The organism is Streptomyces sp. P5F9 (assembly GCF_057961495.1).
Window position 1 is genome coordinate 17,865 of record NZ_JBXVPZ010000066.1, and the last position, 13,020, is coordinate 30,884.

11 protein-coding genes and 2 tRNA genes are annotated in these 13,020 nt (G+C 69.9%); 10 read left to right on the forward strand and 3 right to left on the reverse strand.

The genetic code is table 11. The features are described from left to right. The first annotated feature begins 83 nt into the window (after positions 1-83). From rsfS to AC31A1_RS14095, 3 genes are all read left to right on the forward strand, one after another. On the forward strand, positions 84-527 hold the full coding sequence (rsfS, locus tag AC31A1_RS14085; RefSeq protein WP_266768610.1) for a ribosome silencing factor: 444 nt from the start codon (positions 84-86) through the stop codon (positions 525-527). After that, a complete protein-coding gene (locus AC31A1_RS14090) occupies positions 524-1,189 on the forward strand; it encodes a histidine phosphatase family protein (RefSeq protein WP_489653625.1) in 666 nt (221 codons plus the stop codon). Before rsfS ends, AC31A1_RS14090 begins: the two co-directional genes overlap by 4 nt. Positions 1,190-1,282: 93 nt before the next feature. Continuing rightward, a tRNA-Ala gene (locus AC31A1_RS14095) sits at positions 1,283-1,355 on the forward strand. Positions 1,356-1,425: 70 nt separating this feature from the next. Here the strand turns inward: AC31A1_RS14095 and AC31A1_RS14100 are convergent. Continuing rightward, positions 1,426-2,292, reverse strand: a complete 867-nt coding sequence (locus AC31A1_RS14100; RefSeq protein WP_489653626.1) for a helix-turn-helix transcriptional regulator — start codon at positions 2,290-2,292, stop codon at positions 1,426-1,428. Between the two features lie 187 nt (positions 2,293-2,479). Here AC31A1_RS14100 and AC31A1_RS14105 point away from each other — a divergent pair, with 187 nt between their 5' ends. The 4 genes from AC31A1_RS14105 to AC31A1_RS14120 all read left to right on the forward strand — a co-directional run bounded on the left by AC31A1_RS14105 (position 2,480) and on the right by AC31A1_RS14120 (position 4,539). Then, positions 2,480-3,853, forward strand: coding sequence for an MFS transporter (locus AC31A1_RS14105; protein ID WP_489653627.1), 1,374 nt, complete (start codon positions 2,480-2,482; stop codon positions 3,851-3,853). 69 nt (positions 3,854-3,922) lie between these two features. After that, positions 3,923-4,096: a hypothetical protein gene (locus AC31A1_RS14110; protein ID WP_019063265.1), complete on the forward strand. Its 174-nt coding sequence runs from the start codon at positions 3,923-3,925 to the stop codon at positions 4,094-4,096. 3 nt (positions 4,097-4,099) lie between these two features. Next, a complete protein-coding gene (locus AC31A1_RS14115; protein WP_003976229.1) occupies positions 4,100-4,333 on the forward strand; it encodes a hypothetical protein in 234 nt (77 codons plus the stop codon). A gap of 133 nt (positions 4,334-4,466) precedes the next feature. Beyond that, positions 4,467-4,539, forward strand: a tRNA-Ala gene (locus tag AC31A1_RS14120). Between the two features lie 123 nt (positions 4,540-4,662). Here AC31A1_RS14120 and AC31A1_RS14125 read toward each other — a convergent pair. After that, entirely contained in the window at positions 4,663-6,276 is a 1,614-nt protein-coding gene (locus tag AC31A1_RS14125; RefSeq protein ID WP_033285928.1) for an NADH-quinone oxidoreductase subunit NuoF family protein, read from the reverse strand. After that, positions 6,273-7,607 carry a cytochrome b/b6 domain-containing protein gene (locus AC31A1_RS14130; protein WP_489653628.1) on the reverse strand — a complete coding sequence of 445 codons (1,335 nt, stop codon included), beginning with the start codon at positions 7,605-7,607 and terminating at the stop codon, positions 6,273-6,275. The genes AC31A1_RS14125 and AC31A1_RS14130 overlap by 4 nt, the downstream gene beginning before the upstream one ends. A 444-nt stretch (positions 7,608-8,051) precedes the next feature. Between AC31A1_RS14130 and leuS the strand changes: the two genes are divergently transcribed. The 3 genes from leuS (at position 8,052) to AC31A1_RS14145 (ending at position 12,804) form a co-directional block, all read left to right on the forward strand. Next, positions 8,052-10,931 carry a leucine--tRNA ligase gene (gene leuS, locus AC31A1_RS14135; RefSeq protein WP_489653629.1) on the forward strand — a complete coding sequence of 960 codons (2,880 nt, stop codon included), beginning with the start codon at positions 8,052-8,054 and terminating at the stop codon, positions 10,929-10,931. A gap of 187 nt (positions 10,932-11,118) precedes the next feature. Next, positions 11,119-11,850, forward strand: coding sequence for a hypothetical protein (locus tag AC31A1_RS14140; RefSeq protein WP_489653630.1), 732 nt, complete (start codon positions 11,119-11,121; stop codon positions 11,848-11,850). 108 nt (positions 11,851-11,958) lie between these two features. Next, entirely contained in the window at positions 11,959-12,804 is an 846-nt protein-coding gene (locus AC31A1_RS14145; protein WP_489653631.1) for a DegV family protein, read from the forward strand. Positions 12,805-13,020: the final 216 nt, after the last annotated feature.

Below are 13,020 nucleotides of genomic sequence, written 5' to 3' on the forward strand. Positions count from 1 at the left end.
GCATGATCCGTCATTCACGTGGGGTGCCGTCCGCGGTCCGTGAGACCCTTGAGGTCTGTTGACCGCCGACCGAAAGCCGCGTAGTGACCGCCACTGACCGCTCCATCGAGCTCATCTCCGCCGCCGCCCAGGCGGCCGCCGACAAGCTCGCGCACGACATCATCGCCTACGACGTCAGCGATGTGCTGTCGATCACGGATGCCTTCCTGCTGGCCTCCGCTCCCAACGACCGTCAGGTCAAGTCGATCGTCGACGAGATCGAGGAGCGGCTCAACAAGGAACTCGGCGCCAAGCCGGTGCGCCGCGAGGGCGACCGCGACGCCCGCTGGATCCTGCTCGACTACGTCGACATCGTCGTCCACGTCCAGCACAGCGAGGAGCGCGTCTTCTACGCCTTGGAGCGGCTGTGGAAGGACTGCCCCGAGCTGGACCTCCCCGCCGAGGCCAAGGCCACCCGCGGCAAGGCTGCCGAGCACGCCAAGCTGCAGGCCGAGGAGGACGCCTCCGAGTTCGGGGAGGTCCGGTGAGCGCCGGCGCGGACGGCCGCAAGGCGGGCCGGGGCCGACGCGTCATCCTGTGGCGGCACGGCCAGACCGCGTGGAACGTGGAGCGCCGCTTCCAGGGCACCACGGACGTCGAGCTCACCGAGACGGGCATCGGCCAGGCCCGCCGGGCCGCCCGGCTGCTGGCCTCCCTCAAGCCGGACGCGATCGTCGCCTCCGACCTGAAGCGGGCGGCGAACACGGCCGCCGAGCTGGCCGCCCTCACCGACCTCGACGTCACCCACGACGAGGGCCTGCGGGAGACCTACGCGGGCGTCTGGCAGGGGCTGACACACAAGGAGATCATCGCCCGCCACGGCGAGGAGTACGCCGCGTGGAAGCGCGGGGAGCCGGTGCGCCGCGGCGGCGGCGAGCTGGAGACCGAGGTCGCCGACCGGGCCGCCCCCGTCGTGCTGCGGCACGCCGAGAAGCTGCCCGAGGACGGCACCCTCGTGGTGGTCAGCCACGGCGGCACGATCCGCACCACCATCGGGCGTCTCCTCGGTCTGGAGTCCCAGCACTGGGAGAGTCTCGGCGGCCTCTCCAACTGCTGCTGGTCCGTGCTCGGCGAGGGCGCCCGCGGCTGGCGCCTGCTGGAACACAACGCCGGCACGCTGCCGGAACCGGTGCTCGGCGACGACGACTGAGCGGCCCTCCAGGGCCCCGACCCCGGATTTCACTTTCCGGCAGGTCGCAGGCTAAAGTTCTTCTTGTTCGCCCGCCGAGCGGGAAGAACACGCGGGGCTATAGCTCAGTTGGTAGAGCGCCTGCATGGCATGCAGGAGGTCAGGAGTTCAATTCTCCTTAGCTCCACAGATCGACACTCTTGAGTTGTCAAGGATCGAGAGTCGTCCACGATCGAATCGATGAGATCCCATCCCTTTCAGGGGTGGGATCTTTTCGTCGCTGTCAGCGCCTGCGCGCGGAGCCGAGTCTCCTCGTCGGCCGGGGTGTAGACCACGATCCGGCACTCCGGCATGCCGTTGACCGACAACGACACCGACGTCATCCGCATCTCGCCCACCTCCGCGTGCCGGAACGTCTTCACGCGCCGCCCCGGCTCCGCAACGTCCCCGCTCCTCCACAGCCGCGCGAAGAGCGGACTCGCCGCCGACAGCCCGCGTATGAACTCCTCCCAGGCGGGCTCGCCGGTATGCACCCCGTAGGCCGAGCGCAGCGTCGCCACCATCACCGGCAGCTCCGTCTCCCGGTACAGCAGCGGGCACTCCTCCTCCGGCACCGTGAACAGCTTCCACAGCGCGTTCGGCATCGGGCCCGGCGACAGCGGCTCCAGCCAGAACACCGTCCGGTAGGGGGAGTTGGTGGCGAGGATGTCGTACCGCGAGTTGTAGACCACCGCCGGGCGCGGCTCCAGGGCGTCGAGGATGCCCTGGATCTCAGGCCCCACCGACTGCACGGTCGCCTCCGGAGGATGCGCGTACGGCACCTCGGCCAGGTGGTACAGATGCTCCCGCTCCGGCGCGTCGAGCCGGAGCGTGCGGGCCACGGCGTCCAGGACCTGCGCGGAGGCGTTGATCGGGCGCCCCTGTTCGAGCCACGTGTACCAGGTGACGCCCACTCCGGAGAGCTGGGCGACCTCCTCGCGGCGCAGTCCCGGCGTGCGCCGTCGGAAGCCCGGCGGCATGCCGACGTCGTGCGGTGTCACCCTGGCACGCCTGCTGCGCAGAAACGCGGCCAGCTCGGGCCGGCGGCGCTGTGTCGTCCCCATCTCCGTCGTCACATCCCCCATGTTCGGCGCCCGACTTGGTCCCTGCCAGGTGCTGCCGGTACCAGCATCAGCGGGCTCTCGGCACCCGTACCGGAGCGCCCCCACGCTCGACGGCATGACGACAACACCCCGTACGGAACCGGATTCCGCACCCGTTCCAACTCCTGCCACCAGTAAAGACCCTGGCACTGACAATCGCCGCGGGCCGATGCTCGCGGTGCTGCTCGCGGCCTTGTTCATGGCGCTGCTCGACGTGTTCATCGTGAACGTCGCCGCCCCCACCATCGGCACCGAACTCCACGCCTCCGGCGCCGACTTGCAGCTCGTGATCGCCGGTTACACCATCACGTACTCGGTGCTGCTGATCACCGGCGCCCGGTTCGGCGACCGGCTCGGTCACGCCCGGGTCCATCTGGCCGGGCTCGCCCTCTTCACCGCCGCGTCGCTCGCCTGCGGTCTGGCCCAGGGCTCGACCGAGCTGATCGTCTTCCGCCTGGTCCAGGGTTCGGGCTCGGCGCTGATGATCCCTCAGGTGCTCAGCCTGATCCAGCGGCACTTCGTCGGCGAGGCCCGGATGCGGGCGCTCGGCGTCTACTCGGCGGTCATCGCCGTCGGCGCCGCGGCCGGGCAGATTCTGGGCGGTGTCCTCGTCAGCGCCGATCTGTTCGGCACGAGCTGGCGGCCGGTGTTCCTCGTCAACGTGCCCGTGGGCGTCGTACTCCTGTTCCTCGGCAGGCGCGTGCTGCCGAGGGACGCTGGGGCGCCGGAGCGCGCGCGGGCCTTCGACGTGCCGGGGCTGGTGCTGCTCGCCTCGGCGGTCTCGCTGCTGACGGTGCCGCTGGTGCTGGGGCAGGAGGAGGGCTGGCCGCTCTGGTCGTGGCTGTCGCTGATCGCGGCGGCGGTCCTCTTCGCGTCGTTCTGCGTCTACGAGTCCCGGCTCGCCCGGCGCGGGGGAGCCCCGCTGATCGCCCCGCGTGTGCTGCGTCACCCGGGCATGGGTCTCGCCGTCTTCCGGATCCTGGCCGTGATGGCCGTCAACGCCGGTTTCCTGTTCGCGCTCACCCTGCACGTCCAGGGGAGCCTCGGCTTCAGCGCGCTGCGCGCCGGTCTCACCTTCGCGCCGACCGCGCTCGTCTTCGGGGCGGTCGGCCTGACCTGGCGAAGGTGGCCGGCGGCCTGGCAGCGGGCGCTGACCCCGCTCGGTTTCGTGATCACGATCCCGGCCGTGGCGGGAGTCGGGCTGGCGTTCGAAGGCGGCGGCCGCGGCGGGGCCGTACTGTACGTGGCGTACGTCGGCGTGGGGGCCGGGCTCGCGCTCGCCTTCAGTCCGACGCTGACCCGGGCCCTGGCCACCGTGCGGCCCGAGGACGCGGCGGACGCCAGCGGTCTGCTGTCCACGGTCGCGCAGCTGGGTCAGCTGATCGGGGTCGCGGTTTTCGGCACACTGTTCTTGAACCGGCTTGAGTCACTTGGGGCCCCGGGGGCGTATACCTCTGCGGAGGCGCTTTTGGCGTGCATGTTCGCGCTGGCGGGGACGGCCGCGGTGGGTGCCGTGTCCGGACTGGTACTGAGGCGTCGCTGACCGTATTGGTCCGGCCGTGGCAGAATCAAACGGCCGGAAGGGGGCGCGGCCCGACGGGAGGGAGTAGCGATGCCTGCGAGCATCATCGAGGAGGTCGACCACCTCTTCGATGCGGCGTTGATACGGGATACGATCACCCGCCTGAGCTGCCCTTCCTGCGGTTCCGCCCACGTGGCCCAAGTCCTTGGTGACAACGGCGGAGTTTCCTACGTGTGCACGGCCTGCGGCCACAGCTGGAGCTGATCGATGGGTGCACACAGGCGAAAGTGCGACTGGTGCGGCAGTGGGACGCCGATCGTCCGTGACATGGAACCGGTGAATCCCGACTACCAGTACTGGTGCGAGGAGTGCGCGCGGGCGCTGATCATAAAAGGCGATCCGATCGAGACGTACCGCGAACTTGAGGGCGAGCCGATCTACGGTCGACTCCTGGAAGAGCACTGCACGTTGAAACGGTTCTATTCCTTCGTCACCGCTTGACCCCGGCCGGGACCCCGCGAGGAGGTCCCGGCGATCACGGTCACGGTGACGGGGACGGAAACGATTTGGTGGTCCAGAGGGTCCACCGGTAATGTTTGCGTCGCGGCCGGGGAGACCCGGTAGCACACCGCGCGGGGCTATAGCTCAGTTGGTAGAGCGCCTGCATGGCATGCAGGAGGTCAGGAGTTCAATTCTCCTTAGCTCCACAGAAGTCGAAGGCGGGTCATCCGATGGGATGACCCGCCTTCGGTGTGTTCAGGGGGAGTTGGCGCCGTTCACGGAACAGCGGGCCGCCCTCTTCTTAAGAAGGCGGCCCGCTGTTCGTGTGCTCAGCGGCCCAGGGCCCGCCGGCCGCGGCCCTGGGACAGGACCGGCAGGTTGCGGGACGGGCCCTTGTCCCGCGCGGTCTCCTCCTCCAGGCGCAGGGCGAGCGCCGGGCAACGGCGCACCGCGCGGAGCGCCTTCGCCTCCGCGTACCGCGGCACCTGGGCCTGCGCGACGGTGGGGAAGCCGTCGGCGCCGAGTTCGAAGACCTCGGGGAGGATGTCCGCGCACAGGCCATGGCCCCGGCACAGCGTCCAGTCGACGTAGATCTTCTGACGGCTGGGACCGTTGTCCTCGGGCTCCGCGCCGCTCGTGATGCCCGCGGGGAGCTGGCCGCCCTCGAAGAGCGGCAGAACGCCCTCCACGGGCCTTCCGCAGCCGTTTCCGAGGACGTGGGCGGCGAGGTCGTCCGTGAACGCCTTGATGGTCGACTCCAGGAACATCGCGGAGCCGTCCGGGTGCGAGCACGCGCCGCGCCGCTTCACGGCCTTGGCGACCTGCTTGAGCGCCTCCAGGGCGGCCGGGCCGCCGCCGTTGAGGATGTCCTCCATGCCGCGTGCGGCGGCGGGCAGACCGAGGTAGCAGGGACCGCACTGTCCCGCGCTCTCGTCGGCCAGCCACTGGGCCACGCGCAGCGACTCGCCCAGGGGGCAGGTCTCCTGGGTGATCGGCATGATGGCGCCCGCGCCGAGCGCACCGCCCACCGCGTCCAGGGAGTTGCGGGAGACGATCGCCTCGTTGACCGTCGCCGCGTCGATCCACTTGCCGTGGTAACCGCCCGTCAGCACACCCTGGGGGACCGGCGGGGCGCCGGCCAGCTGCAGGACGTAGCGCAGCGGCACACCTGTGGGGACCTCGATCACCATGGGGCGGGCGACCGCTCCGGAGACCGTGAGCATGACGGTGCCGGGCTCGTCGTAGAGGCCGGTGTTGCCGTAGCGCTCGGGGCCGATGCGGGCGGCGATGGCGAGTTGGGCGAACGTCTCGGCGTTCGACAGCAGGGTCGGGGCGCCACCGACGCCGTTCTGGGAGGCGCTGACCTTGCGGCCGGGCGGGATGGCCGGGCCGCCGTCGATCGAGCGGATCAGCGACGCGGCGGCGCCGGTGACCATGCGGACCGGGTTGCGCTGGACGAACGCCTTCAGTGCCGAACGGCGGGTGTTGCTCAGGCCGCGCTCCGAGAGCGCGGCCTCCATGGAGCGCTGCGTCGACTCACGGGTGACCCCCACCACGAGCGTGCGGGCACCCAGGGCCTCGGCGACCAGCAGCGCGCCGTCCAGGATGAGGTGCGGGGCGCGGTTGATGAGCACCGTGTCCTTGCGGCAGGCCGGCTCGTCCTCGCTGCCGTTGACGACGACGACCGGTCGTACGCCGCGTTTGATCGCCGCTTCGGCGACCGAGCGCAGCTTCTTGTGGAAGGGGAAGCCCGCGCCGCCGCGGCCCTTCAGGTTGATGGCCTCGGAGAGCTTCGCGAGCTGCTCCCCGCCCATCGGTTCGAGCGGCCCGTGCACCTTCAGGTGCATGGGCAGGTCGAGTCTCTCGACAAGGTCGAAGCCCGATGTGAGCTGAGGAAGCCCGACCACGCGGACTTCTGGGACGTCGGGCAGGGCCTCGTTCACCTATAGCCTCCGGAAGGCGTGTTCCAAGGTTCGCCCGAGCCACCCTGCGCGTCGAAGTCGTACGACGCGTTGGGTGTTTGATCAGTGGCGGGACCGCTGTTGTACGTGTCATTGGGGTTGTACGTACCGGAGGTGCCGTTCGACTCACCGGTGGGGTACACGTATCCCTCCCCGTAGCCGCCCGCGCCCGAATTGTTGTTGTACGTAGGGATGTTGTACCCGGTGTCCTGGAGCGGGTCGTAGGCCGACGGGGGCGCCTCCCCGACAGGCGGCGGCGACGGGACCGGCCAGCTCCCGGAGGTGCTGCCGCCGCTGTCCGCGCGCGGGACCGCCTGCGTGCTCTGCATGTCCATCGGCACGTTCATGCGCGAGGTCTGGTCGGTGACGAACGGCATCTGACCGGTGGACTCCGGCGAGGCGGTGCGGTAGGCGGCCGCGAAGCTGTTCGTGTCGGCCTCCGGGGTCATGGACCTCGTCTCGTAGGCGCCGGCGGGGTCCACGCGCGGCATCGACCCGGTCTCGGTGAACGAGGGCTGCCGCTCGGCCCGTCGGCCCTCGGCCGGGCGCCGGCTCTCGAAGCCCGGCAGCGTGGACTCGCCCACGCGGCCCCGGCTCGCGTCCAGTTCGTCCAGGCCCGGCCGCTCCTCGTTGCCCAGGAGCCTGGCGACCTTGTCGGCGAACCTCCGCTTGAACGGGCGCGGCGCCGAGCGCAGGGCGAGCGCAGCGGCGACCCCGACCAGGCACAGCTCGTACGAGATCATGAAGAAGGGCTTCGCCGCGCGGCCCGCGAACAGGCCGTGGATCAGTGCCGCGCACCAGGCCGGGTAGGCCAGCATGTGCATCGCGCGCCAGCGGGCGGCGACCGGCGCGGGGGACGCGAACTGGTTGCGCAGGGCGCCGGTGATGCCCACGAAGATCATGAGCAGGCCGCCCAGGGAGCCGAGGCCGATGAGCCCGGCGCTGCCCTTTACACCGAGGCTGAAGGGGATCAGCGCGGCGATCAGGATGGTGTGGTCGAGCGCCAGCTTGACCGTGATGTGCACCACGAGGAACGCGATCGAGCCGACGGCGGTCACCCGGTGGATGCCCTGCGCCACGATCCGCTGGCGGATGTTGAGGATGACCCGGTCCTGGGCGACCAGCCCCCAGATCACCGAGCAGGAGAGGGAGACGAGCGAGAGAACGCCCGCACCGAAGTTGAGGAAGTCCTGTACCTGGCTGCCTCCGGCCAGCACGAACACGGGTATGAAGATCAGGACGACGAGGCTCACCACGCCATAGGCCGAGCGGCCCGGCTTGGGGAGCGAACTGGTACTACGACGAGCGTTCATGGGGGCAACTCCGAGCAGTATCGGGAAAGCGGTCCCGCTGCCGAACTCTAAGTGGCTCCATACCGGTGGGTACGAGGTTTGAGTTATTGCGTTGTTATCAAACGACAATGCGCTTGCTGTGATGTCCCGTAGTGGGTGGTACGCGAAGGTAATCCTTGAACGGGAGTCAGTCCACGCCGGTGTGGACAGGGTGCCAAGGGTGATACGGAAGCGCGTCGCGTTGTGCTCAAGGGCTGCGGTACTCTGACGCCATGCGTGCCGTACGCCTTCTGCTTAGCGAGCCGCGCTGATCAGTCCCGACCACCGGTGAACGGTGAGGTCGGAATCAGCGCGGCGTCCCCTCCTGTGCGAGGGGATTTTTCATTTGCTGGATGTCACATGGTGAATGTCACAGCCTGAATGTCGCAGCCGCTGGCAGAGACGATCGATGGAGCTTTGAGGATCATGAGCGAGACGAACCCCGCTGCCGCCGCCGAGGTGGTCGCCCCGCACCGCTACACGGCCGCGATGGCCGCGGACATCGAGGCACGCTGGCAGGACTTCTGGGATGCCGAGGGCACCTATGAGGCGCCGAACCCGACCGGTGACCTGGCCGGCGACCCCGAACTGGCCGCCCGCCCCAAGAAGTTCATCATGGACATGTTCCCGTACCCCTCCGGTGCGGGCCTGCATGTCGGCCACCCCCTGGGCTACATCGCCACCGATGTGTTCGCCCGGTTCCAGCGGATGACCGGCCACAACGTGCTGCACACCCTGGGCTTCGACGCCTTCGGCCTGCCGGCCGAGCAGCACGCCGTCCAGACGGGCGAGCACCCCAGGGTCACCACCCTGGCCGCCATCACCAACATGAAGTCCCAGCTGCGCGCGCTGGGCCTGGGCCACGACAAGCGCCGGTCGTTCGCCACGATCGACCCCGAGTACTACAGGTGGACCCAGTGGATCTTCCTGCAGATCTTCAACTCCTGGTACGACGACGAGGCCGGCAAGGCCCGCCCGATCGCCGAGCTGATCGCCCAGTTCGAGACCGGTGAGCGTGCCGTACCGGGGCACGCGCGCGCGTGGCCCGAGCTGAGCGCCACCGAACGCGCCGACGTCCTGGGCGAGTTCCGCCTGGCGTACGCCTCCGACGCGCCCGTCAACTGGTGCCCCGGCCTGGGCACAGTGCTGGCCAACGAGGAGGTCACCGCCGACGGCCGCTCCGAGCGCGGCAACTTCCCCGTCTTCAAGGCCAAGCTGCGCCAGTGGAACATGCGCATTACCGCCTACGCCGACCGGCTGCTGGCGGACCTGGAGGAGCTGGACTGGCCCGAGGCCATCAAGCTGCAGCAGCGCAATTGGATCGGCCGCTCCGAGGGCGCCCGCGTCGACTTCCCCGTCGACGGGGAGAACATCACCGTCTTCACCACCCGCCCCGACACCCTGTTCGGCGCGACCTACATGGTGCTGGCGCCCGAACACCCGCTGGTCGACAAGTTCACCCCGGCCACCTGGCCCGAGGGCACCCACGACGTGTGGACCGGCTCGCACGCCACCCCGGGGGAGGCCGTCGCCGCGTACCGCGCGCAGGCCGGCACCAAGTCCGACGTGGAGCGGCAGGCCGAGGCCAAGGACAAGACCGGCGTCTTCACCGGCGCGTTCGCCACCAACCCGGTCAACGGCGACCGGATCCCCGTCTTCATCGCCGACTACGTACTGATGGGCTACGGCACCGGCGCGATCATGGCCGTCCCCGCGGGCGACCAGCGCGACTTCGACTTCGCGCGCGCCTTCGAGCTGCCGATCACCTGCATCGTCGAGCCCACCGACGGCCGCGGCACCGACACGTCCACCTGGGAGAACGCCTTCGGGTCCTACGACGCGAAGATCATCAACTCCTCGAACGACGACATCTCCCTGGACGGCCTGCCCGTCGCCGAGGCCAAGGCCCGCATCACGGAGTGGCTGGCCCGCAAGGGCATCGGCGAGGGCACCGTCAACTTCCGCCTGCGCGACTGGCTGTTCAGCCGTCAGCGCTACTGGGGCGAGCCCTTCCCGATCGTCTACGACGAGGACGGCATCGCGCACTCGCTGCCCGAGTCGATGCTGCCCCTGGAGCTGCCGGAGGTCGAGGACTACTCGCCGCGCACCTTCGACCCGGACGACGCGAACACGTCCCCGGAGACGCCCCTGTCGCGCAACGAGGACTGGGTCGCCGTCACCCTGGACCTGGGCGACGGCCGCGGCCCCCAGAAGTACCGCCGCGAGACCAACACTATGCCGAACTGGGCCGGTTCCTGCTGGTACGAACTGCGCTACCTGGACCCGCACAACGACCAGAAGCTGGTCGACCCGGCCATCGAGCAGTACTGGATGGGCCCCCGCGCGGGCATGCCGCACGGCGGCGTCGACCTGTACGTCGGCGGCGCCGAGCACGCCGTACTGCACCTGCTGTACGCGCGCTTCTGGTCCAAGGTGCTGTTCGACCTGGGGCACATCTCGTCCCCGGAGCCGTTCCACAAGCTGTTCAACCAGGGCATGATCCAGGCCTACGTCTACCGGGACAGCCGCGGCTTCCCGGTGCCGGCCGCCGAGGTGGAGGAGCGCGACGGCGCCTACTACTACCAGGACGAGAAGGTCTCCCGACTGCTGGGCAAGATGGGCAAGTCCCTGAAGAACGCGGTCACTCCGGACGAGATCTGCGACGAGTACGGCGCCGACACCCTGCGCCTGTACGAGATGGCCATGGGCCCGCTGGACGTGTCCCGGCCGTGGGACACGCGCGCGGTAGTGGGCCAGTACCGGCTGCTGCAGCGGCTGTGGCGCAACGTCGTCGACGAGACGACCGGCGAGGTCACCGTCGTCGACACCGAGCCCGACGAGGACACGCTGCGTGCCCTGCACAAGGCGATCGACGGCGTCCGGCAGGACCTGCAGGGGCTGCGCTTCAACACGGCCATCGCCAAGATCACCGAGCTGAACAACCAGCTGACGAAGGCGGGCGGCGCGGTGCCGCGTTCCGTCGCCGAGTCGCTGGTGCTGCTGATCGCGCCGCTGGCCCCGCACGTCGCCGAGGAGCTGTGGCGCAAGCTGGGCCACACCGACACGGTCGTCCACCAGGACTTCCCGGTCGCCGACCCGGCGTACGTCGTGGACGAGAGCGTGACCTGCGTCGTGCAGATCAAGGGCAAGGTCAAGGCCCGGCTGGAGGTCTCCCCGACGATCTCCGACGCCGAGCTGGAGAAGGTCGCGCTGGCCGACGAGAAGGTCGTCGCCGCTCTGGAGGGCGCGGGCATCCGCAAGGTCATCGTGCGGGCGCCGAAGCTGGTCAACATCGTTCCGGCGTAGTTCTGCGCAGCCCTTCGCCGGGGTCGGGGCGAGGGCCTCGGTGTAGTTCTTCGCGGGGTCGGGGCGGCTGCCTCGGGGTAGTCCCCTACGGGCAGGTCCAGGGTTCCTGTGGAACTCCGGACCTGCCCGTAGCGTTTACCGTTGAAGAGCGGCGCGGTGTGTGCCGCCCGGAGCCGGTGGAGGAGCGTTGGAAGCCGTGATCACAGTCTTCGCCCTTCTCTTCCTGCTGTTCGTGGTCGTGGGCGGCTACGCGGCGGTCAAGGCGATCGGCGCGGCCAAGCGCGGCGTCGACCGCACGGTCGCGCAGGCCCGGCGCTCGGTCGAGGACCACACCCTGCGCGCCAAGTCCTTCGCCCAGCCCGGCCCCCAGGGACAGGTGGCCCAACTCCGGCTGGCGCTGCGCACATCGATGCGCGCGACCCAGGACGCGCTGCACGCGGGCGTGCCCGAGGACGAGTCGCTCAAGGAGTCCCTGGGCCTCTTCCAGCGGCTCAGTGCCCACGGCCGTGAACTCGACGGCGAGCTCAGGCGCCTGGAGTCCGAGCCGGACCGCAGGACACTCGCCGAGCGGCTGCCCGCCCTGCGTGAGCGCACCGAGCGCATCACGAAGTCGGCGGACTCGCTGCGCTGGGCGGCCCGCGACCGCGCCGGCCGCTTCGCGGAGGACGACCTGGACACGCTGAGCGCCCAGATAGACATGGAGGCCGGTGCCCTCCGCCACTGGACGAAGGCGGAGCACACGACACCGCCGTGGCCGGACGCCCCGCCCGCCGACGCCATGACGGGCCGGCAGACCTGGCCGGAACCCCCGCGCTCCCGTCCCGCCGCCGAGGAACCTGCCCCGTCCGCCATCACCCCGCCAGGACGGCGTCCCCCTTACCCCTGGCAGAAGAAAGCCCGCCCCGAGAGCACGACTTGATCGCGCGGCACGGTGTGCGTGTGCGAAGTGTGGTGATCCGGCCGGTTCCGGCCCAGGTGAAAGGGGTCGGGCTGCCGCCCGGCCGCTACGGCAGGTAACCTCCAGCTCATGTCCCGCCATGTCGCGATCGTCACCGATTCAACGGCCTACCTGCCGCCGCTGACGATGGAGCGCCACGGCATCACAGCGGTACCGCTGACCGTGGTCCTCGGAGACCGGGCGTTCGAAGAAGGCACCGAGATCTCCACCCGCTCCCTGGCCCAGGCCCTGCAGAAGCGCCGCCCGGTCACCACCTCGCGCCCCAGCCCGCAGCTCTTCGCGGAGACCTATCGCAAGGTCGCCGAGTCCGGTGCCACCGGCATCGTCTCCCTCCACCTCTCCGCCGAACTCTCGGGCACCTACGACGCGGCGGTCGTCGCCGCGCGTGAGGCACCGGTGCCGGTGCGGGTCGTGGACACCGGGATGGTCGCGATGGCGCTCGGCTTCTGCGCCCTCGCAGCGGCCGAGGCGGCGGAGGCGGGCGGCACGGTGGACGAGGCGGTCACGGCCGCGGAGAAGCGGGCCGCCGGCACCTCCGCCTACTTCTACGTCGACACCCTCGACTATCTGCGCCGCGGCGGCCGTATCGGCGCGGCGCAGGCCCTGTTGGGCTCCGCCCTCGCCGTGAAGCCGCTGCTTCAGCTGGAGGGCGGACGCATCGAACTCCTGGAGAAGGTACGGACGGCGTCGAAGGCGATCGCCCGGCTTGAGGAGCTCGCGGCGGACCGGGCGGGCAGTGCGCAGGTCGACATCGCCGTTCACCATCTCTCCGCGCCTGAGCGGGCGTCGGCGCTCGCGGATCGGTTGCGGGCGCGGGTGCCGGGACTGGCCGATCTGCATGTGAGTGAGGTCGGGGCGGTGATCGGGGCGCATACCGGGCCCGGGTTGTTGGGGGCTGTGGTTTCGCCTCGGTGACGGGGTTTGCCGGGACGGTGCCTTGGGCGGGTGGCGCTCGTTCGGGTGATGGAGTTATCCACAACTGGGCGGTCGTCCCCGGGAATTGACCAAGATCATCACGAAGTCGCGGAATGTCCGATCCTCGGCGCATGGCACTTCGATCACGCTCACACACAGCGACTGCGACCAGCGGCCCGGGCCGCTGGTCGCAGTCGCTGTGTGTGAGCGTGATCG

Bases quoted from the DNA above. Each gene is read 5' to 3' on its own strand.
- AC31A1_RS14100 (WP_489653626.1), bottom strand. From the start codon at position 2,292: ATGGGGGATGTGACGACGGAGATGGGGACGACACAGCGCCGCCGGCCC.
- AC31A1_RS14105 (WP_489653627.1), top strand. From the start codon at position 2,480: ATGCTCGCGGTGCTGCTCGCGGCCTTGTTCATGGCGCTGCTCGACGTG.
- AC31A1_RS14110 (WP_019063265.1), top strand. From the start codon at position 3,923: ATGCCTGCGAGCATCATCGAGGAGGTCGACCACCTCTTCGATGCGGCG.
- AC31A1_RS14115 (WP_003976229.1), top strand. From the start codon at position 4,100: ATGGGTGCACACAGGCGAAAGTGCGACTGGTGCGGCAGTGGGACGCCG.
- AC31A1_RS14130 (WP_489653628.1), bottom strand. From the start codon at position 7,607: ATGAACGCTCGTCGTAGTACCAGTTCGCTCCCCAAGCCGGGCCGCTCG.
- leuS (WP_489653629.1), top strand. From the start codon at position 8,052: ATGAGCGAGACGAACCCCGCTGCCGCCGCCGAGGTGGTCGCCCCGCAC.
- AC31A1_RS14145 (WP_489653631.1), top strand. From the start codon at position 11,959: ATGTCCCGCCATGTCGCGATCGTCACCGATTCAACGGCCTACCTGCCG.